21 protein-coding genes and 1 tRNA gene are annotated in these 18,410 nt (G+C 67.9%); 9 read left to right on the forward strand and 13 right to left on the reverse strand.

What is annotated here, in order from left to right; genetic code table 11:
- Positions 1-144: 144 nt before the first annotated feature.
- A complete protein-coding gene (locus N1F91_RS21340) occupies positions 145-1,191 on the reverse strand; it encodes a tetratricopeptide repeat protein (protein ID WP_289995272.1) in 1,047 nt (348 codons plus the stop codon).
- Complete coding sequence (locus N1F91_RS21345; RefSeq protein ID WP_289995274.1) at positions 1,188-1,835, reverse strand: thiamine phosphate synthase; 648 nt, start codon at positions 1,833-1,835, stop codon at positions 1,188-1,190. The genes N1F91_RS21340 and N1F91_RS21345 overlap by 4 nt, the downstream gene beginning before the upstream one ends.
- A 168-nt stretch (positions 1,836-2,003) precedes the next feature.
- On the opposite strand from N1F91_RS21345, the gene N1F91_RS21350 reads away from it, so the two are divergent.
- Together N1F91_RS21350 and opgC are read left to right on the forward strand one after the other, a co-directional pair.
- Positions 2,004-2,774, forward strand: a complete 771-nt coding sequence (locus N1F91_RS21350; RefSeq protein ID WP_289995277.1) for a sulfite exporter TauE/SafE family protein — start codon at positions 2,004-2,006, stop codon at positions 2,772-2,774.
- Positions 2,775-2,867: 93 nt separating this feature from the next.
- Entirely contained in the window at positions 2,868-4,094 is a 1,227-nt protein-coding gene (gene opgC, locus N1F91_RS21355; protein ID WP_289995280.1) for an OpgC domain-containing protein, read from the forward strand.
- Here opgC and N1F91_RS21360 read toward each other — a convergent pair.
- Both N1F91_RS21360 and N1F91_RS21365 read right to left on the reverse strand, forming a co-directional pair.
- Complete coding sequence (locus N1F91_RS21360) at positions 4,016-4,747, reverse strand: hypothetical protein (RefSeq protein WP_289995282.1); 732 nt, start codon at positions 4,745-4,747, stop codon at positions 4,016-4,018. The genes opgC and N1F91_RS21360 overlap by 79 nt on opposite strands.
- A gap of 87 nt (positions 4,748-4,834) precedes the next feature.
- A complete protein-coding gene (locus N1F91_RS21365; protein WP_289995283.1) occupies positions 4,835-5,095 on the reverse strand; it encodes a hypothetical protein in 261 nt (86 codons plus the stop codon).
- A 126-nt stretch (positions 5,096-5,221) separates the two neighbouring features.
- On the opposite strand from N1F91_RS21365, the gene N1F91_RS21370 reads away from it, so the two are divergent.
- The 3 genes from N1F91_RS21370 to N1F91_RS21380 all read left to right on the forward strand — a co-directional run bounded on the left by N1F91_RS21370 (position 5,222) and on the right by N1F91_RS21380 (position 8,433).
- Complete coding sequence (locus N1F91_RS21370) at positions 5,222-6,895, forward strand: acyl-CoA synthetase (protein ID WP_289995286.1); 1,674 nt, start codon at positions 5,222-5,224, stop codon at positions 6,893-6,895.
- A 214-nt stretch (positions 6,896-7,109) separates the two neighbouring features.
- The gene (locus N1F91_RS21375) at positions 7,110-7,535 is read left to right on the forward strand and encodes a hypothetical protein (protein WP_289995288.1); all 426 of its coding nucleotides are present in this window, start codon (positions 7,110-7,112) and stop codon (positions 7,533-7,535) included.
- 373 nt (positions 7,536-7,908) lie between these two features.
- Positions 7,909-8,433, forward strand: a complete 525-nt coding sequence (locus N1F91_RS21380) for a DUF1465 family protein (RefSeq protein WP_289995290.1) — start codon at positions 7,909-7,911, stop codon at positions 8,431-8,433.
- Between the two features lie 47 nt (positions 8,434-8,480).
- Here N1F91_RS21380 and N1F91_RS21385 read toward each other — a convergent pair whose 3' ends face one another.
- Entirely contained in the window at positions 8,481-9,263 is a 783-nt protein-coding gene (locus N1F91_RS21385; protein ID WP_289995292.1) for a sulfite exporter TauE/SafE family protein, read from the reverse strand.
- Between the two features lie 120 nt (positions 9,264-9,383).
- Between N1F91_RS21385 and ruvC the strand changes: the two genes are divergently transcribed.
- Positions 9,384-9,902: a crossover junction endodeoxyribonuclease RuvC gene (ruvC, locus tag N1F91_RS21390; protein WP_289995293.1), complete on the forward strand. Its 519-nt coding sequence runs from the start codon at positions 9,384-9,386 to the stop codon at positions 9,900-9,902.
- A 22-nt stretch (positions 9,903-9,924) separates the two neighbouring features.
- On the opposite strand, the gene N1F91_RS21395 is transcribed toward ruvC, so the two are convergent.
- From N1F91_RS21395 to N1F91_RS21410, 4 genes are read right to left on the reverse strand one after another with little or no spacing between them, the layout of a single operon-like run.
- On the reverse strand, positions 9,925-10,569 hold the full coding sequence (locus N1F91_RS21395) for a carbonic anhydrase (RefSeq protein WP_289995295.1): 645 nt from the start codon (positions 10,567-10,569) through the stop codon (positions 9,925-9,927).
- Between the two features lie 50 nt (positions 10,570-10,619).
- Positions 10,620-11,399, reverse strand: coding sequence for a DUF429 domain-containing protein (locus N1F91_RS21400; RefSeq protein WP_289995296.1), 780 nt, complete (start codon positions 11,397-11,399; stop codon positions 10,620-10,622).
- A complete protein-coding gene (pdxY, locus tag N1F91_RS21405; protein ID WP_289995299.1) occupies positions 11,396-12,280 on the reverse strand; it encodes a pyridoxal kinase PdxY in 885 nt (294 codons plus the stop codon). Before pdxY ends, N1F91_RS21400 begins: the two co-directional genes overlap by 4 nt.
- A gap of 4 nt (positions 12,281-12,284) precedes the next feature.
- On the reverse strand, positions 12,285-12,533 hold the full coding sequence (locus tag N1F91_RS21410) for a hypothetical protein (protein WP_289995300.1): 249 nt from the start codon (positions 12,531-12,533) through the stop codon (positions 12,285-12,287).
- Between the two features lie 230 nt (positions 12,534-12,763).
- Between N1F91_RS21410 and N1F91_RS21415 the strand changes: the two genes are divergently transcribed.
- Both N1F91_RS21415 and ppa read left to right on the forward strand, forming a co-directional pair.
- Positions 12,764-13,273: a GNAT family N-acetyltransferase gene (locus N1F91_RS21415; RefSeq protein ID WP_289995301.1), complete on the forward strand. Its 510-nt coding sequence runs from the start codon at positions 12,764-12,766 to the stop codon at positions 13,271-13,273.
- A gap of 106 nt (positions 13,274-13,379) precedes the next feature.
- A complete protein-coding gene (gene ppa, locus N1F91_RS21420) occupies positions 13,380-13,913 on the forward strand; it encodes an inorganic diphosphatase (protein WP_289995302.1) in 534 nt (177 codons plus the stop codon).
- A gap of 714 nt (positions 13,914-14,627) precedes the next feature.
- On the opposite strand, the gene N1F91_RS21425 is transcribed toward ppa, so the two are convergent.
- From N1F91_RS21425 to N1F91_RS21435, 3 genes are all read right to left on the reverse strand, one after another.
- Entirely contained in the window at positions 14,628-15,257 is a 630-nt protein-coding gene (locus N1F91_RS21425; protein WP_289995303.1) for a hypothetical protein, read from the reverse strand.
- A 398-nt stretch (positions 15,258-15,655) separates the two neighbouring features.
- Positions 15,656-15,967, reverse strand: a complete 312-nt coding sequence (locus N1F91_RS21430; RefSeq protein ID WP_289995304.1) for a DUF167 family protein — start codon at positions 15,965-15,967, stop codon at positions 15,656-15,658.
- Positions 15,968-15,971: 4 nt separating this feature from the next.
- The gene (locus tag N1F91_RS21435) at positions 15,972-16,262 is read right to left on the reverse strand and encodes a YggT family protein (RefSeq protein WP_187968715.1); all 291 of its coding nucleotides are present in this window, start codon (positions 16,260-16,262) and stop codon (positions 15,972-15,974) included.
- A 444-nt stretch (positions 16,263-16,706) separates the two neighbouring features.
- Between N1F91_RS21435 and N1F91_RS21440 the strand changes: the two genes are divergently transcribed.
- A tRNA-Ala gene (locus N1F91_RS21440) sits at positions 16,707-16,782 on the forward strand.
- Between the two features lie 535 nt (positions 16,783-17,317).
- Here N1F91_RS21440 and N1F91_RS21445 read toward each other — a convergent pair.
- A complete protein-coding gene (locus N1F91_RS21445; protein WP_289995305.1) occupies positions 17,318-18,394 on the reverse strand; it encodes a glycosyltransferase family 2 protein in 1,077 nt (358 codons plus the stop codon).
- Positions 18,395-18,410 lie beyond the last annotated feature (16 nt).

The raw sequence follows: 18,410 nt of genomic DNA on the forward strand, positions 1-18,410 counted from the left end.
GGGAATGTCGCGGAAGATCGTGATCAGGGAAGGCATCCGAAAACTCCAAAATAGGAGCCATCCAAAGAATCCAGATCAAACCTCCACGCCAGTCCTATTTCTCAAATGCGATTCCCCTACCCCCGGGCCTTGCATCGCCGCTCGTCAGAGCCGGTTGGCGCGCTCGATCGCCTGCTTCTGTTCCTCCGACGTCAGCCCCTGGAGGAAGTCCTCCATCTCCAGGTCGCGGAGGCCGGCGCGCCGTGCCTTGATGTACCAGGCGGCCGCCAGGGTCGGATCGGGCTCGGTGCCGAGCGCGTAGACGTAGAGCTTGGCGAGCCGGTTCTGGGCGGCGACGTTTCCGGCCTCGGCGGCACGCCGCATCCAGCCGAAGCCGGCCTCGTAGTCGATCCTGCCGCCCCGCCCCTCGACCAGCCACGTCGCAAGGTCCAGTTGGGCGGAATCGAAGTTCTGCATCGCCGCCAGCGCCAGGAAGTTTCGCGCCTTGATGTCGTCGGGAGGTCCGAGCACGCCCGTCGTGTAGATCTGCGCCATCGCATATTGCGCATCGGCCAGGCCCGCGCGGGCGGCCTTCTCGTAATAGGGAACGGCCTTGTTCATCCCCTTCGGCCCGGGTTCGCGATCCACCAGCATCTGGGCGTAGTTGAACGCGGCGAGCCGGTTTCCGGAGTCGGCGGCTTCCTTCATCAGATCGAAGGCGCGGTCATCGTCCTTCGCCGCGAACTTCCCGTCGATCATCAGCAACGCATACTGGAACTTCGCTTCCGGAATGCCGGCTTCGGCCGCCTTGCGATACCATTCGGCGGCTTCGACGGGCTTGCGCGCCACTCCGAGCCCCCTCGACAGGATCTCCGCCACCAGCGTCTGCGCGGCCGCGTCGCCCTTCTCGGCTCGCGGCAGTGCCAGATTGTAGGCCGTGATGTAGAGGCCGCGCTGGAATGCGCCGAAGGCCTCGTCGGGCACCTTCGTGCCGAACCGCGAGGGAATGGCGGGCGCCGAAAGCAGGGCGGACGGCGCCTCGCCGGAAGCGGCGGGAGCCGGGGTCACCGGAACCGCGTCGGGAGCAAGGGCGGGCGCTTCTTTACCGGGAACTTCCACCGCCGGCGGCGCGGCCTCGTCGATCAGCGCCGGCGCCGGGCTTGACGCCACCGTCAGGAACAGTGCGGCAAGGGCCAGACGCCCGGATGTCATGTCTCGGCCTCGAGCGTCGGGATCGCCTCATCGAGCAGGCGGTTTGCCTCGGCCACCGCCGCGGCCGGATCCTCGGCACCGAACACGGCCGCCGAAACGGCGACGAACTCGACGCCCGTCCGACTGACGTCGCCGACCGACGCGATGTCGCTGCCGCCCATGACGATGCAGGGCACCTCGATCATCTCCGCCCACCAGGCACCCAGCGTCAGGTTGCGATGGTGCGGTGCCGGCGTGTTGTCGTAGCCGAAACGGCCGAAGAAGACGTAGTCGGGTCTGTGCTCGCCGAGGGCGAGCGCATCGTCGCGCGTCTTGGCGCCGCCGGCGCCCACCATCATCTTATCCTGCAGCCGATCGATCGCGTCGGCCAGCAGGTCCGGCTTACCCTCGACATGCACGCCGTCTGCCTTGACCCGCGCCGCCACGCGCGTATCGCCCGCGATCATCGCCGCGGCGCCCCTGGCCTGGATCACCGGCACGAGGCTCTCCGCCAGCTTCTGGAAGGCCCCGTCGTCGAGGCCGTACTGCGGCAGGATCACCGACGCCACGTCTCCTCCCGAGAGAGCGGCCTCGAGTGCGGCAGGGTCGACGCCCTCGGGCGCGATCAGCACGAGGCGGCAGCGGATTGGGGTGTCGTCGGTCATGGTGTCCATCTCGGGCAGGGCTATGAAGCCGGATCGTGGTCTCAATTTGGCATAGAGGAGAGCAGGATGCATTGCCAGCGCTCCGGTTTGGCCGGTCCAGCGGCTGTTTCGGCTCGCAATCGCCGGCGAGAGCGTCTATCGCTGCGCCTCCTCCGACATGATCCCGCCATGGACGCCCTTCCCACAGATCCCCTCTTCTATGCCGCCGCCATCCCTGCGGTCATCCTCGTCGGCCTCGCAAAGGGCGGGCTGGGCGGTGCCATGGGCTTCCTCGGCGTGCCGGTGATGGCGCTGGCGATCTCGCCGATCCAGGCCGCGGCGATCCTGCTGCCGATCCTCGTCGTCATGGACATGGTTTCGCTCTGGTCGTGGCGCGGCAATTATCACGTCCCGACGCTCGCCGTGCTGCTGCCCGGCGCGATGGCCGGCATCGGGCTCGGCTGGCTCACGGCGACCGTGGTCACGCCCGACATCGTGCGCCTGATCCTCGGCATCGTCACCACCGTCTTCGTGCTGCGCTGGCTGTGGCAGAAATTTGCCCGGTCGGACGTCGCAGCGCCTCGGCGCCCTCTGTTCGGCGTCTTCTGGGGTCTCGTCAGCGGCTTCACCAGCTTCGTGGCGCATGCCGGCGGGCCGCCCTTCCAGGTCTACGTCCTGCCGCAGCGGCTGGCGCCCGCGCTATACGTCGGGACCAGCGTGATCTATTTCGCCGTCGTCAACGCGGTGAAACTCGTTCCCTATTTCGCGCTCGGTCAGTTCGACGCCACCAATCTGACGGCGTCGGCGATCCTGCTGCCGCTCGCGCCGGTCGCCACCCTGCTCGGCGCCTTCATCGTCCGCCGCCTGAAGGCGGAAGCCTTCTACGGCCTCACCTATGCGACCGTCATGGTCGTTGCGCTGAAGCTCCTCTGGGACGGCGTTTCGGCGCTTTTCGGATGACCTGACCTCTCATGCTGCAGCCGCGTAACGAACTGTGATTCGACGCGTCGGAACTTCGCCCGAATCACCGCCTTTCTCCACGCCATGTCCCAGATGCCCATCACCACGCGCGACACGCGCCTAGACGTCATTCGAGCGCTGGCGCTGGTCACGATCTACGTGAACCATGTGCCGGGCACGATCTACGAGAATCTCACCCACAAGAATGTGGGCTTCTCCGATGCGGCCGAGGCCTTCGTCCTGATCTCGGGCATAGCCGCAGGCTTCGCCTACGGCACCAAGTTCCAGCCGGGCCGCCGGCTGCTGATGACGCTGCGGGCCTGGCGGCGCGCGGGCGTCCTGTATGTCGCGCACATGATGACGACGATCGCCACGCTCGGCATCTTCGCTGCGGGCACCCTGTGGTTCGCGCAGCCCGCGCTGATGGACAGCATCAACATCCAGGCGATCGTCGAGGCGCCGGTGGAAGCCCTGCTCGGGCTGGTCACGCTCGGCCATCAGCTGGGCTACAACAACATCCTGTCGATGTACGCGGTGGTGCTGCTTATGCTGCCGGCATTTCTTCTGCTCATGCGCTTCGGCCTGGGAGCGCTCCTCGCCGTCTCCTTTGCGCTCTGGCTCGGCGCGGGGCTGTGGCGGGTCGGCCCCCTCAGCTATCCGCAGGAAGGCCTGTGGTTCCTGAACCCGCTGTCCTGGCAGTTCCTCTTCGTCATCGGTCTCGCCGGTGCGGTCCACGTCCGGCGCGGCGGCGCGATCCCCTTCGTCCCCTGGCTGGCCGCCGCAGCACTCGCCTATGTCGTCGTCGCTTTCGCCTGGATCCGCATCCCGCTCTGGGGCATCGACGTCTCGATGGGCCTGCCGGCGGTGCTGACCGGCTTCGACAAGACATTCCTGTCGGCGCCGCGCCTGCTGCACGTCCTGGCCGCCGCCTACCTGATCGTCGCCATCGCGCCGCTCAACGCGCTCGCCCGCACCGATCCGCGCAACCCGCTGGCGATGCTCGGCCGGCACGCATTGCCGGTCTTCATCGCCGGGACGCTGCTTGCGATGGCCAGCCAGGTGCTCAAGCAGGTCTATGTCGAAAGCCTCGCCCTGGACACCGCCCTGATCGTCGGCGGCATCGCCCTGCAGTTCGCGCTGGCCTTCTGGCTGGATTGGCTCGGCCGGCTGGAGAAGCAGGCCGCGGCGCGTCCCTCCGTCGCCGGCCGGGAGCAGGCCCCGCTGCCGGCCTGGCCGCCATCTCAGCCGAAAGCCGCCTCCCCGGCCAGTGCCGCCGCATTCGACCGTGCGGCCGCGATCTCGTCGAGGACATCCTTGTAGTCGGTTGCGATCTTCTCGACCGCCCGCGCCAAAACGTCCCGGCCGACATATTCCTGAAGGATGAGCGCCACGATCAGCGGCCGCATCTTCTCGTGGAGCTTCAGTTCAGGCACGAGCTTGATGCGCTGCTCGAGGGCCTTCTTCTCTTCCGCCGAGAGGTTCTGCATGAGTTCGACGCAGAGCGCCGGCAGCGCCGTGTTGATCACGTCGAGCGGCATCTCGCGCAGCGAGGACGGCAGTTCGTCCATTCGCCGGAACGCCCGCTGGCGGTCGACCTCCCTGTCCAGTGCCCGCTGCAGGATCTCGATGATCGCCGAGGGTCCGACGCCGAGCTCCTCGCCCTGGATGGTGACGCGCGCGAAAGCCGAGCGCATCACCGCGAGCGAGCCGAAGGCGGCGGCGAGCACCATGCCGAGCCAGGCCTTGTCGCATCCGGCCGGCAGCGGGTCGGCGTCGCAGCCGCTCAGGCCGAACATGTCCGGCGCGAAGATCTTCAGCAGGTAGAGCGCGGCGATCCCGATCGCGCCGTTGAGCGCGACGTAGCCGATCCCGGGACCCGAGGTCAGCGCCCGCGACGGATTGTCCTTGTAGCGCGCCACGAGCTCGGACACCGCGACCAGCGCGGCCAGCACGAAAACGGCGAGGTAGTCCATCGTCCCCCACTCCCCCTCGCCCCTGGCCAGACCCGAGAGCAGCGCGACGTCCTCTTGACGGGACGGTTCGCGCGAGGTGCCAGCGCCTCAGTCGATGTTCTTCGCGACGTCGCTTCCGAACGGCGTGAGCTGGATTCGAAGATCCTCGCCCTGACCGGCGATGTCGACCAGTCCCTCGCGGATCGCGCTCTGGACGAGCTCGGACGCCGCCTTCGCGTCGAGCTGCACGGAGGGATCGATCGCCTGCGCCCGGCCGACGAGCTCGCGCGTCCGGATCGGATCCCTGCTGGCGAGCAGGGCCTTGAGCACCGCCTGCCGGCTGGTGTCCCGTGGCAGGCTTTCGAACATGCTCTTTGACCGTTGCGGCTTCACGTCGAGTCCCCGCGCTTGCGGCCGGGCTCGGAGCAGGTCACTCTTGCGCCGGCGCGTCGCACACCATAGGCCATCGGCGCCACGAAATGAAGGGGAGGTCGCATGGACGCCACGCACGCCGGAACGGCGGGAGCCGCCGCAGGGATCTACGATGAGGGGCTCGGCCGCAACCCGGCCAACCACCAGCCGCTGACGCCGCTGACCTATCTGGAGCGCGCCGCGCGGACGTTTCCGGACCAGGTGGCGGTCATCCACGGCGAAGCCAAGCTCACCTACCGGAGCTTCTACGACCGCAGCCGCATGCTGGCCTCCGCACTCGCCGGAAAGGGTATCGGCAAGGGCGACACGGTCACGGTGATGCTCTCCAACACGCCGGCCATGCTGGAGGCGCATTTCGGCGTGCCGATGGTGAAGGCGGTGCTGCATTCGCTCAACACCCGCCTGGATGCGGCCATCATCGCCTTCCAGCTCGACCATGCCGAGACGAAGGTGCTGATCGTCGACCGCGAATTTTCCGGCGTCATGCGGCAGGCGCTGGAACTCGCCACAGTGCGACCGCTCGTCATCGACTACGACGACCCCGAATATCCGGCCGACGCGCCCTATCCCAAGGGCGAGCGCATCGGCACGCTCGACTACGAGGCGTTCCTGACCTCGGGCGATCCGGCCTTCGAATGGTCGATGCCCGACGACGAATGGGACGCGATCTCGCTCAACTACACCTCAGGCACGACCGGCAATCCGAAGGGCGTCGTCTACCATCACCGCGGCGCGGCGCTGATGGCCTATTCCAACACGATCCATGCCGGGATGGGACGGCACCCGGTCTATCTCTGGACCCTGCCGATGTTCCACTGCAACGGCTGGTGCTTCCCCTGGACGCTCGCCGTGCAGGCCGGCGCCCATGTCTGCCTGCGCTGGGTGCGGGCGAAGGCCATGTACGACGCGATCGCCGACCATGGCGTGACCCATCTCTGCGGCGCACCGATCGTCATGTCGACGCTGATCAACGCGCCGGAGGCCGACAAGCGCGCCTTCTCGCAGACGGTCTGCTTCAACACCGCGGCCGCCCCGCCGCCGGAGGCCGTGCTGGCCGGCATGGCGGATGCGGGCTTCATGGTCACGCATCTCTACGGCCTCACCGAGACCTACGGGCCTGCGGTGGTGAACGAGTGGAAGGGCGAGTGGGATGCGCTCGACCGCGGCGCGCGCTCGGCGAAGAAGGCGCGCCAGGGCGTCCGCTACGCGGCCCTCGACGGGCTGACCGTGATGGATCCCGAAACGATGACGAGGACACCCGCCGACGGCGAGACGATCGGCGAGGTCATGTTCCGCGGCAACATCGTCATGAAGGGCTACCTGAAGAACCGCCCGGCAACCGAGGAGGCGCTTGCCGGCGGCTGGTTCCACTCGGGCGATCTCGGCGTCATGCACCCGGACGGATACATCCAGCTGAAGGACCGCTCCAAGGACATCATCATCTCCGGCGGCGAGAACATCTCCTCCATCGAGGTCGAGGACGCGCTCTACAAGCATCCGGCCGTCGCCTCCTGCGCCGTCGTGGCCAAGCCCGACGAGAAGTGGGGCGAGACGCCTATCGCCTATGTCGAGCTGAAGCCCGGCAGGACGGCCACCGAAGAGGAAATCCTGGTGCATTGCCGCACGCTGCTCGCCCGCTTCAAGGTTCCAAGGCAGGTGGTCTTCTCGGAGATCCCGAAGACCAGCACCGGCAAGATCCAGAAGTTCCGGCTGCGCGACATGGCGAAGGGCACCTGAGCACACCGCTCCGGAACCCGACCCGATATCCCGAGCGAGCCTGTCGGCGCACAGAGTCGCGCCGACACTTCTTCTTTTTTAGCGCTAAGCGAAAAACCTAACAGTATCCGGCACGCCTTTCATTCAGACAGCACGTCGACGCCGAAAGGATGCTCTTCGAGGAAAATCGAAAGGCACTTGCGGCGAAACGCTGAAACGACGAAAGGCACACGAAATGCAGGGCGCTGCACGCAATTTCTTCACCCTCGCCATCCTCTATGCGGTCGGCGGGTTGATGCTCGGTCTCCACATGTCGATTACCCATGACCACGGCCAGATGCCGGTCCATGCCCATGCCATGGTGGCGGGCTGGCTGATGTCGGCGGTCTTCGCCTTCTTCTATCACCTGTTCCCGGCAGCCGGCCGGTCGCGGCTGGCCGCCGTGCACTTCTGGCTGCAGGGTGCCTCGGGCTCGGCGTTGATCGTCGGGCTTTTCTTCCTGCTCGCCGGCAATGGCGGCGTCGAGCCGCTGGTCGCGATCGCGTCGATCGGCTTCTTCGCCGGCGTCCTGCTCTTCGCGGCGATCGCCCTGCCTGCGGTCTGGCGCGGAGCGGTCCAGCCCGAGCGCCGCATTCCAGCCTCGGCGCTGCAGCAGCCGTGACGAAGTAGATCTTCGGATTGAACTGCGGCGAGACAGCAGGAAGGTCGCTCTCTGCTGTTCGTTAACCGACCATTAAGCTTTATAGGCGTTTACTGTGCATATCCAGTCTTCTGGATTCTGACCGAGCGGCTGGGGTCGCCCGGTTTGACGCCTCCCTGAAAACTCCTGAGAGCCGCCTCGCGCGGCTCTTTTTTTTCGCCGCGCCCCGCGCCGCCGTTTCGCCACGCGCCGCCGTTAACCTTCTGTTAAACATCGGCTTGCCTTGCCGTGGGAGAACGCGCATTTTCGGCGCACCAGACTTCAGGCCGGAACGGCATGCGCGTAGAGGCGTTCGGGATGTTCCGCGACAGGGAGCTTTTTCAGGGGTGATGTCATGAGTGAACCTGTCCGCCACGATGCCACGACGATCAAGCTGGCCGAGCGTCGCATCTTCTCCGCCTCCTTCAAGCCGCTCTACAACGAGGGCATGGGGCTCGTGGAACAGACCGCCGAATATCTCGACGGCGAAGGCCGCGCCGCCGCCAAGACGCTGTCGCGCCTCGCAGCCACGCTCTACGCCGCCGAATCCATGCGCCTGACCACGCGGCTGATGCAGATCGCTTCCTGGCTGCTCCTGCAGCGCGCCGCCAATTCCGGCGAGATGACGCGCGATCAGGTCGCGGCCGAGAAGGCCAAGGTCCGGCTCGACACGGCTTCCGCCCAGAACGACGTTGCCGGCTGGGATGAACTGCCGCAGGCCTTCAAGGCGCTGGTCGATCGCTCGCTGAGCCTGCAGGGTCTGGTCCGCCGCATGGACGACGAGATCTACGGCAACGGTGCGATGCCGGCGCAGCCGTCGCGCGCCAACCCGGTCTCCGACCAGATCTCGCTGCTCAACACCGCCTTCGGCCGCGGCTGATCGGCGCCCCCCCCCCGCGGGCCGACCCGCCATTCGGCGCGGGCCGGTCAGGCGGGCGGCATCGCGAGCATCCACCGCACCAGCGATTCGGTCGCCGGCAACGCCAGCACGGCAGCCGCGACGATGAGCCCGAAGGTCACGCGCCGGTAGGTCTCCTCGCTTGCGAGGCCATAGAGCCGCGCGCCGAGCCAGAGCCCGGCGAAATAGGCGGGCGCGGCGGCGATCCCCAGCATCACCGGCATGCGTTCGAACAGCCCGGCCAGCCAGAGATTGCCGATCGACAGGAATTCGCCCAGGAAGAACAGGGTGAGCAGGTTGGCCCGCAGCAGCGCGGCCGGCAGGCCCGACGCGAGCCAGTAGAGGATCACCGGCGGCCCGGGAATCGAGGCCATGCCGCCGAGCAGGCCGGCCACGCCGCCCACCCCTGCAGCGACCGCGCCATTGCGCGGCCCCCGCCACGTCCAGCCGCTCCACAGCGCCGCCGCGCAGGCAAGGATGGCAAGCGAGATCGCCCAGCGCATCGTCATCGGATCGCCCGACGTCAGCAGCATGACACCGACCGGCAGCATCACGAACAGCCCCGCCGCCACCGGAAGGACATCGCGCCACCGCGCCTGCCTGAGCGCCGGCAGCGTCACCGGCAGGACCGGCAGCGAATCCATGATGACGATGATGACGATCGCCATCTGCGGACCATAGAGCGCACCGGCCACGGGCGCGACGATCATGCCCGTGCCGAAGCCCGAGAGCCCGCGCGCGATGCCGGCGAGCAGCACGGTGGCCAGGAGCGCGGCAAGCGCCGCGTCGGGAGCGGGCAGGTCTGTCGGCACGGTGGATGCTTCGCGGTCCTTGGATGGTTTCGGGCTGCCGCCCGGGCATCGACGATGGAAATGTTTCTCATTTGTTCACTTCGGCGTGGCAATGGTCCTCCACCCGCATAGAGTAGGTCCATGGCAGAAACGATTCGCATCATCGGCATCGATCCGGGCCTCAGGCGCACCGGCTGGGGCATCGTCGAGGCCTGCGGCAATTCCCTGCGCTTCCTCGGCGCCGGCACGATCCGCTCCGACGACAAGGCCGACCTCGCCTCGCGCCTCTGCCAGTTGCACGACGGCCTCGCCGGCATCGTCCACGCCGAGAGGCCGGACGAGGCCGCGGTGGAGCAGACCTTCGTCAACAAGGACGCCACCGCGACGCTGAAACTCGGCCAGGCCCGCGGCGTGGCGATGCTGGTGCCGGCGCTGGCCGGCCTGCCGGTTTCCGAATACGCGCCGAACGCGGTCAAGAAGACCGTCATCGGCGTCGGTCACGGCGACAAGCGGCAGATCCACATGATGGTGAAGGTGCTGATGCCCCGTGCCTCCTTCGACAGCGACGACGCCGCCGACGCACTGGCGATCGCCATCTGCCACGCCCATCACCGGCAGAGCGCCGTGGGGCGGCTGGCGGCGCTGGCGAGAGCGGGCTGATTTTCGCGCGGGCGCGCCAGCCTCAGGCGGGTTCGGGCCGCTCGAAATCCCCGGACTGACGGTTCATCGCCCACAATTCCCCCGTCGAGATGTCGAACCAGGCGCCGTGCAGCGACAACCGGCCCTTGTCCTCCAGGATCTTGACGCAGGGAAAGGTCCGCAGGTTGGCGATGGAGAAGCGGATCGAGATCCGCTCCAGCGCGGTCTGCCGCTCGCCTTGCGTCATCATGCTGTTGTTGCTGACGACGTCGGCCGCCGGCGCCACCATGCTCATCCACTTGCCGATGAAGTCGCCCGGCGACAGCGGCTCGGCGGCCGGATCGAGCGCGGCGCGGATGCCGCCGCAGCGGCCATGGCCGAGAACGACGATGTGCTTGACCTTCAGGCTCTGCACCGCGAATTCCAGCGCGGCCGAGGTGGAGTGGTGTCCGCCGTCGGGCTGGTAGGGCGGCACGAGGTTGGCGACGTTGCGCACGACGAACAGCTCGCCCGGCCCGGCATCGAAGATCGTCTCGGGCGCGGCGCGGGAATCGCAGCAGGCGATCACCATGGTCATCGGCTTCTGGCCGGATGCGGCCAGGTCCCGATAGCGCTGCGTCTCGGTCGAATAGCGACCGCCCATGAAGTTGCGATAGCCCGAAAGCAGGTGGTCCGGCAGGTGCTCCATGGTCTTCCCATTGCGGCAGAAGGACAGGCGCGTCAATGGTTTCCGGGACGTCAGGTCCAGATGGCGACGGGCAGTCCCCATCCATCCCGCCCCGGCGGATCGGGAAAGGGCAGCGCCTCGCCGGCCGCATGCCGCCCGGCGACGAGCATCATCGCGGCCGCATCGAGATAGTCGTCCGCGCCCGCGCCGCGCGGCGGAACGGCGTCGAGAAAGGCGCGCGCAAGACCGCAGCCGGCCAGCAGGGCCTTCCGCTCCTCCATGCCCTCTGGATTCACCTTTCTCCTCACCTTCTTCGGCGTCTGCATGGCGCGCTCGCCGTTCAGCCGCCAGAAGGCGGCTTCGGGATGCGACTCGATCACCCGCTCGCTGAGCCCCGGCCGTTCGCGCAGCAGCCCATCCAGTTCGCGGATCTTCGGGAAGATGCCGAAGGCCTGGATGGAGATGGCGCGCGGCGGCTCGGAGGTGGCGCGCGCCACAGCGCTCGCCCGGCGGTGCGCGCCATACCACGCCTCGACCGTCGTGAACGCCGCCTCTTCGGCAAACACCGCCGCCCGCGAGGGAATGGAAAAGACGCTCGACTGCCGGGCACCGAGCTTTTCCCGCACCAGCCTTTCCGGCCCGCGCCCGCCGTGGCCGACGCGCTCCGGCAGGCCGATCGGCATGTCCACGGCGATCACCGCCTGCGGATCCAGCGCATCGACCAGATCCGCGAGGCGCGCGAAGATGGCCGCTTCCGGCGCGGCGCCGGGCCGGCGGATGACGGCGATCCACCCGGCCCTGCACCCGTCGACCCCTGCGACAGTGGCCGCGGACGCTGCCGGAGGCGTCATGCGCGCCTGTCCCGGCTCGGATGCGTCAGGTGGCGCATGTGCACCATCGCCATCGGGTGGGAGAGGCTGCCGGCATCGGTCTCGATCTGCAACTCGTCGCCGCCGCGTTTGGCCGTGCGCGCCAGGATCTCGAAAACCGAGGCGGTCGTCGTCTGCAGCGCCTTGTCCGGCTTCTCGCCTGCCATGAGCCGCGCCAGGAACACCGCCGCCGTCAGGTCGCCGAGCCCGTTCGGCGGCCGCTCGATCATGCGATGCTCGGCAAGCCAGGCATGCGAAGGCGTCACCAGGAGGTTGCCGATGCCGCCCGCCATCATCGCCGGCGCAGACGTCACCAGCATCATCGGCGGCCCCGCCATCAGCGCCGCCTCCATGACCGCGCGCGGCGTGTCGAGCTGGGCCTGGACGATCCACTGCAGTTCGAACCGGTTGGGCGTGGCGATATCGGCAAGCGGCAGCAGCCGGTCGCGGATGGCCGCCGCCAGGGCTGCGGGAACGTAGAGGCCGCCGCTGTCGCCGATCACCGGATCGCAGACGTAGCGGAGCGCGGGGTTGCGGCCCTTCAGCGACGAGACGAGGCGCGCGACGCTCTCGGCCTGCGCCGCAGAGCCGAGATAGCCCGAGAGGATGGCCCCCACCTCGCCTGCCCAGGGCGCCCCCTCGAGATCGTCGATCAGCGCCGAGAACGCCGCGTCGTCGGGCACGATGCGCGTCGCCCGCCCGTGCCCCGGATGCCATGGCAGGATGACCGTCGGCACGGCCCACACCGGATGTCCGAGCGTCTCCAGCGCGAAGACGGCGGCGCGGTTGCCCACCGAGCCGCGGGCGACGTGGCTCGAGATCACGATCACGGCGCGCGGTGCCGGAATGTCCTGAAGGCTCATGGCCTCAGGCGCCCGCAAGGTAGGACAGGAGCCAGCCCGCCAGCACGACGAGCAGGACGATCCCGATGACGCGCCCGATCCGCGTGCCCCAGACCTCGATCGGGTCCGACTGGTCGGCGTCCTCGGCGCGCATGTGCTTCTCCACGCGGCGCGCCGTCCGCACCGCCAGCGAGCCGGAGGGATCCGATTCCTTGGCGATCCGGTCGAGGATCCGCCGCGATTCCTCGGCCTCGTTCCGCTTCTTGCCGCTCATCCGGCGTCTCCATTTCGTCGGTCGCTTCCAAGGCATGTCCCGAAAGGGGGGACCGGTTTCGGATCGAAGACATGCGTTTCCACAGGCTAGAGCCTGGGGAGCGAAACGGAAAGGTCGCGGAGCACTTTAGCGCGCCGCAACCGGCAGCGGAACGCCAGGCGCCGGCAGCTGAGGATTTGATCCGCGGACTCTTGCAAGCCTGCGGTCGGCGGCGGTAAGGTTAACAAATCATGAAGACCGCCCTGACCATAGACATCCGCCGCGCCGAGGAGAAGGACGCCTCGGCGATTGCGGACGTGCATATGGAATCCTGGCTCGGCGCCTATTCCGGCATCATTCCGCACAAGGCACTGAACAAGATGATCGGCCGCCGCGGGCGCTCCTGGTGGGAGAATGCGATTCGCCGCGCCTCGGCCATCCTGGTCGTCGAAGTCGGCGAAGCCGTCGTCGGCTACGCCACCCTCGGCCGCAACCGGGCCCGCGAACTGCCGCATCAGGGCGAGATCTACGAACTCTACATCCGACCCGAATACCAGGGCGTCGGCCTGGGCAGCCGGCTCTTCTCCGCTGCGCGGGATCGTCTTGCGCGGCACGGACTGAAGGGTCTCGTCGTCTGGGCGCTCGAGGACAATGCCACCGCCCTTTCGTTCTATCACGGCGCCGGCGGCCGCGACGTCGCCGAGGGCGTGGAAGTGTTCGAGCAGCGCGCGTTGAAGAAGGTCGCCTTCGTCTGGGACTGAGACGTCGGCCGCACCTTCGGGAGGCCCTTGCGCTGCCGTGCGGCAGGCTTGCGCTGCATTGCACAAAAAGCTATGCGCCTGCTCGACCCTGAAGGAGTTGAATTCCATGCGCATCGAAGCGATCGAGATCGGCGACAATCCGCCGGACGACGTCAACGTGATCATCGAAGTGCCGGTCGGCGGCCAGCCGATCAAGTACGAGATGGACAAGAAGGCCGGCACCCTCGTCGTCGACCGCTTCCTATACACCTCCATGACCTATCCGGGAAACTACGGCTTCGTGCCGCACACGCTGTCGGGCGACGGCGATCCCATCGACGTTCTGGTGTGCAACACCCGCCAGCTCATCCCCGGCTGCGTGATCAACGTCCGCCCGATCGGCGTCCTGATCATGGAAGACAATGCCGGCCAGGACGAGAAGGTCATCGCGGTTCCCTCCCCACACCTCACCCGGCGCTACGAGAAGGTCCACAACTACACCGACCTGCCGGAGATCTCGCTCATGCAGATCGAGCACTTCTTCGAGCACTACAAGGATCTCGAATCCGGCAAGTGGGTCAAGATCGGCTCCTGGCGCGACGCCGACCACGCCAAGCAGATGATCGTCGAGGCGATCGCCCGGAGCAAGCAGGCAGGCTGATCGGCCGGGCCCGGTCGCTTCCGGCGACTGTTCTTCCCCGCAGGCCACCGGGGGTCCTCATCCTGAGGCGCGAGCCCGCACCACGTTCGTCGAACAGCCGCTCACGCCGAATCCGTTCCGCGAAGTCCACAGGACGGTCGACCACACCCCCGGCGTCGCGGAATGGATTCCGGACAGACGCTCCGCGCTCCGCGCGGTTCGTCTTCCGGAATGACGCGGGTCTGGCGGCCGTCACCGAAACCGCCAACGCTTTCGCACGGCGCCCCCTCTCCTTCGTCATCCCGGAACGGCGTCCGAGCGCAGCGAAGGACGACGTATCCGGGATCCATGCCTCGCGGTTCCCGTCGGTCGGAACGATGGCGAAGGACCGGTGCCTGGTCTGCGCCGTCCAGCCTCTCGACGACTGCCGAGGCATGGATCCCGGGTCTGCGCCTCCGCTGCGCTCCGGCTTCGCCCGGGATGACGAAGGTGAAAGGCCGCTAGGGTGAAGCAGCCCGGAAGCAACGCAATACGAGCGCGCCCCACCCGTGCCGCGTCATTCCGGACCGGATGCCGAGCGCAGCGGAGGCGTCCGGAATGACGCAGGTGTGGCGACCGGCGCCGGGATCGCCTTAGCTTTCGCACGGCGCCCCCTCTCCCCGTCGTCATTCCGGGCCGTCTCGATGGGTCCCCAGCCGAAAAGGCAGGGCGAGGCAAGACCCGGAGCCGCAGCTTTCAGTTCTCGTTGCGCGTGAAGGAGGGCAGCGCCACGTCGCCCTGGTCGATCGTCGGCTGGTCGGCCCCGCAGGCGAAATCGCGCGCCACGGCGTCGGCGATGCGACGTGCCTTCGCATTGGCGTCGCCATTGCCCTGCGCCACGACATAGCCCACCGCGCAGCCGTCCCGTTCGTGCGGCTGGCCCACCTTCTCGACCACCAGCACCTGCACCTGCTCCTCGGGGTCCTCCGGATCGCTGACGAACCAGCGATGGATGGTGGCGAAGGGAACGGCCACGTCGCCGCGCGCCTCCAGCCGCCATTCGATCTTCGGACCCGTCGCGTTGAAGGCATCGAAGCTCTCCCACGCCGGGGCGAGGTCGCCGGCGTGCGGGAAGCCGTAGAACAGCGATTCGCGCGCATCGCCGTAGAAGATGAAGACCGGGTAGCCGCGGTAACCGCTGCAGACGAGGTTCGCCCAGTCGCCGCCCTCGTCAGGCTCCGCCGCTGCATAGGTCGTGCAGTGCTGTTCGACGACGAGGTCGGTATAGGCGCTCGACACCTCCTGCGCCGCGGCCGGCGTCGAAAGCAGCGCGGCCGCCAGCGCCAGTGCCGCGGTTGCGCCTTTCGACTGGATTTCCTGGAACATCCCCGCATCCTCCGGCCATCGTTTCCGGCCCGATGCTAGCGCATCCTGCCCGCGCCTGTGAACCACCCGCTGCAGCGGCGCGATCCGCGCCCCGGCCGGGTCCGGCACGGGATCAAAGGGAGCCGTGCGCGGCGCCGGGCTTCCAGCCCGGTACCTCCGGCTCCTGCCGGCAGTCCTTTCGCTCGACCGATGGCGCCGTTCCCCCTTCATCCGCCTGCCGGCACTTTCTCCCCGCGAGCGGGAGAAGGTGCCGCGGTTGCGAAGGCAGCTCCCTATCCCCCCACCTTCGAGAGTGGCGAAGCCGTCGATCAAGGCGTTCCTTCTCCCCGTTCCACGGGGAGAAGGTCCCGGCAGGAGATGAGGGGCAGCGCGGGGGTCGAAAGTAAGGGCCTCTGGTGTCAGCCCCGGATCGCCAGCGCGCCGAGCCGTTCGGCCAGGTCCTGCGCATCGCCTGACAGCCGCACCGTCTTCAGCCGCGCCGTACCACCCGCGACGACGCTGACGGACCGTCGCGGCAGGCCGAGCGACGCGGCGAGAAGCTTTTCCAGCGCTGCGTTGGCCGCGCCCTTCTCCGGCGCCGCGCGCACCCGCGCCTTGAGATGGGAGCGCCCGTCGGCGGTGTCTTCCACGCCCTCGATAGCATCCTCCCCGCCGCGCGGCGTCAGCCGCACGAACAGGTCGAGCCCGTCCTTCGCCGGACGGAAGAACACCGGCTCAGATCAGCGCGGGCGCGATGGTGGTGATGATCAGCTGACGCACGAAGAACAGGATCAGCAGCAGGATGATCGGCGAGATGTCGATGCCGCCGAGATCGGGCATGATGCGCCGGATCGGCCGCAGCGCCGGCTCGGTCACCCGGTAGAGGAAGTCGCCGATCGTCGCCACGACCTGATTGCGCGAATTGATGACGTTGAAGGCGAACAGCCACGAGAAGATCGCCGAGGCTATGATGAGCCACCAGAAGATGTCCAAGGCCAGAAGAAGGGTCTGGATAAGCGCAACCATGCCGGTCTCCGATCGTTTCGCGACATGTAGCCATTGCCCGCCCCCGCGGCAAGGGAAAGCCTCGCGCGCGCTCCGCCGGCAGGCCTGGAGGAAGGCCCTCGCCTTCGGCCCTCTCGCCGGATACTGCCCGCGTGAACCTCGGCCCCCCGCTGATCGCGTTCCCGCTCGTCGCGCACCTGCGCGCGAAGCCCCCCGTCGGCCGGCACGGCTGGCGGTCCCACTCGTCGCGCACCCGCGCTTGAAGCCCCGGCGTGCGCCCCTCCGCCGGGGCGGCCAGAAAGTCCGCCATGCACGCCTCGGCGACCCTCGCAGTCACACGCCCCACCCCGCCCTTCCGACAGCCTGCCCGCGGCTCCGTGACGCCCGCGCCGTGCCGCCCAAACCCCCGCGCGTTTCGCTTGACATCGCCCGCCCCGCGCCCGTAAAAGCCGCCATCCGCTGGACGGGGCTGTAGCTCAGCTGGGAGAGCGCGTCGTTCGCAATGACGAGGTCAGGGGTTCGATCCCCCTCAGCTCCACCAACGGATTTTTTTCCCGCTCTCGATCGCATGTGAACGGTGAGATCACCGTTTATGTCGGCCGTGCCCAACCGGTGCCGGCACATGCAGCGGTGCACGGCGGCTGGTCCATCGCGCGGTTCCGTGCCTGCCTCCAGCCGCGTGGCGAAGCCCGGCAGTTCCGCATCCGAGTCCCGTTCTGAAGAGGAGCACACCTTGTGCTCCACAACAGTCCAAGCTGTTCACCGCCAGCACTTGCGGACCACGAACTAAGCATAGTGTCTCGCGCGGGCGCGGAAGTCAGCTTCGCGCCCCCAAATGCGCCATACTGGACATCGTGGCGGTGCCCTCCATTGCCCGACCGTTCCACGCCACCATACCTACCGCGGCACCCTCGCTGACACCGATGCGCGGCGCGGTAAACTCGGATTCCGGCTTCGGTCCGCACTACGCCGTCATACTCCAGAGTCTCTTGGCACAGCAGCAAGACCCGACGCCCCCCACCGCGCGACCAGCCGACACGCGCCATCGCCCGTCCTCCAGCAGATCCCCGCCCCCCTCACCCGCCCCCGCGTCCCAGCAATCGCCGGAAAAACCTCCCCGCTCGCGAAGCGCGGCGGTGGCGGTTCTCCTCTGCGAGCGCCCTGTTTGCCGACTGGAGCGCATCGACCCGTTCGAGGAGCCGGTCGCGCTCGGCCAGCGCGGCGGAGAGGGCGGGGGTGGCGAGCGAGGTGGGCTCGATCCATCGGTCGGGATGCCCTTCCTTCGCCAGCCGCTCGAGACAGGTCCGGATCGTCGTTCCGCTCTCGTGCGGGCTGTGCGGCAGGTGGTGGTAGCTCTGTTCGGGTCGCAGGACGGCGATCCGGTCGAGGATGAAGTGCTGGAAGAAGAGCCTTTCCTCGATGGTGCCGCAGGCAGGCTCCACCGCCTCGAGCAGGCCGGTGAACAGCGTGGACCAGGATTCCCGCTTCCGCTCCACCGGCCAGTCGAACCACTGCTTGTGATAATTGTCGCTGTGGTCGAGCCGATGGTACAGCGGTTCCGGCAGCCGCACGAAGCTGCCCCAGCGCAGCACCTTGGCCAGCCAGACGAACACCTCCGACAGCGCACGGAACTCGTCGGCGCGGACCGGTCCCGCCTGGGCCACCGCCGCCGCGCGGATGATGCCGCGCACCGGCTCGGGCCGCTTCTCTTCGATGAACCGGCGCAGGCGCGACAGCGTGTCGCCCTCGATGGAAGGGGCCGCGTCGAGATCGTCGCGTCCGCCGTGCCACCGGCAGTCGGTGTAGAGGATGGCGGCCTCGGGATGCCGGTCGGCCAGGAGCAGCAGCCGCTCGAAGAAATCCGGCTCCGTCCAGTCGTCATGCTGGCGATAGCAGAAGAAGTCCCCCATCGGCTGGCCGAGCAGCCAGTTGAAATTTCCGTACCAGTCCAGACGCTGCGGCTGCACCACCATGCGGAAGCGGCTGTCGGACAGGAAAGGCAGGCACGCATCCGCGCTTTCCGCGTCGGCGCCGTCGATCGAGATGATCGCCTCGAACTCCCGGAAAGTCTGCTCTTGCAACGACCGCAGCGCCCGGCCGACCTGATCCTTGCCCTTGTAGACGGGAACGCCGACCGAGATGTGCCTGGACATGTCGCCGCGCCTCCGC

Source organism: Aquibium sp. ELW1220, assembly GCF_030398385.1.
Classification (GTDB): Bacteria; Pseudomonadota; Alphaproteobacteria; order Rhizobiales; family Rhizobiaceae; genus Aquibium.

What these genes read in the sequence shown, in the direction of transcription:
- N1F91_RS21340 (WP_289995272.1), bottom strand. Translation starts at nt 1,191, where the DNA reads ATGACATCCGGGCGTCTGGCCCTTGCCGCACTGTTCCTGACGGTGGCG.
- N1F91_RS21345 (WP_289995274.1), bottom strand. Translation starts at nt 1,835, where the DNA reads ATGACCGACGACACCCCAATCCGCTGCCGCCTCGTGCTGATCGCGCCC.
- N1F91_RS21350 (WP_289995277.1), top strand. Translation starts at nt 2,004, where the DNA reads ATGGACGCCCTTCCCACAGATCCCCTCTTCTATGCCGCCGCCATCCCT.
- opgC (WP_289995280.1), top strand. Translation starts at nt 2,868, where the DNA reads ATGCCCATCACCACGCGCGACACGCGCCTAGACGTCATTCGAGCGCTG.
- N1F91_RS21360 (WP_289995282.1), bottom strand. Translation starts at nt 4,747, where the DNA reads ATGGACTACCTCGCCGTTTTCGTGCTGGCCGCGCTGGTCGCGGTGTCC.
- N1F91_RS21365 (WP_289995283.1), bottom strand. Translation starts at nt 5,095, where the DNA reads ATGTTCGAAAGCCTGCCACGGGACACCAGCCGGCAGGCGGTGCTCAAG.
- N1F91_RS21370 (WP_289995286.1), top strand. Translation starts at nt 5,222, where the DNA reads ATGGACGCCACGCACGCCGGAACGGCGGGAGCCGCCGCAGGGATCTAC.
- N1F91_RS21375 (WP_289995288.1), top strand. Translation starts at nt 7,110, where the DNA reads ATGCAGGGCGCTGCACGCAATTTCTTCACCCTCGCCATCCTCTATGCG.
- N1F91_RS21380 (WP_289995290.1), top strand. Translation starts at nt 7,909, where the DNA reads ATGAGTGAACCTGTCCGCCACGATGCCACGACGATCAAGCTGGCCGAG.
- ruvC (WP_289995293.1), top strand. Translation starts at nt 9,384, where the DNA reads ATGGCAGAAACGATTCGCATCATCGGCATCGATCCGGGCCTCAGGCGC.
- N1F91_RS21395 (WP_289995295.1), bottom strand. Translation starts at nt 10,569, where the DNA reads ATGGAGCACCTGCCGGACCACCTGCTTTCGGGCTATCGCAACTTCATG.
- N1F91_RS21400 (WP_289995296.1), bottom strand. Translation starts at nt 11,399, where the DNA reads ATGACGCCTCCGGCAGCGTCCGCGGCCACTGTCGCAGGGGTCGACGGG.
- pdxY (WP_289995299.1), bottom strand. Translation starts at nt 12,280, where the DNA reads ATGAGCCTTCAGGACATTCCGGCACCGCGCGCCGTGATCGTGATCTCG.
- N1F91_RS21410 (WP_289995300.1), bottom strand. Translation starts at nt 12,533, where the DNA reads ATGAGCGGCAAGAAGCGGAACGAGGCCGAGGAATCGCGGCGGATCCTC.
- N1F91_RS21415 (WP_289995301.1), top strand. Translation starts at nt 12,764, where the DNA reads ATGAAGACCGCCCTGACCATAGACATCCGCCGCGCCGAGGAGAAGGAC.
- ppa (WP_289995302.1), top strand. Translation starts at nt 13,380, where the DNA reads ATGCGCATCGAAGCGATCGAGATCGGCGACAATCCGCCGGACGACGTC.
- N1F91_RS21425 (WP_289995303.1), bottom strand. Translation starts at nt 15,257, where the DNA reads ATGTTCCAGGAAATCCAGTCGAAAGGCGCAACCGCGGCACTGGCGCTG.
- N1F91_RS21435 (WP_187968715.1), bottom strand. Translation starts at nt 16,262, where the DNA reads ATGGTTGCGCTTATCCAGACCCTTCTTCTGGCCTTGGACATCTTCTGG.
- N1F91_RS21445 (WP_289995305.1), bottom strand. Translation starts at nt 18,394, where the DNA reads ATGTCCAGGCACATCTCGGTCGGCGTTCCCGTCTACAAGGGCAAGGAT.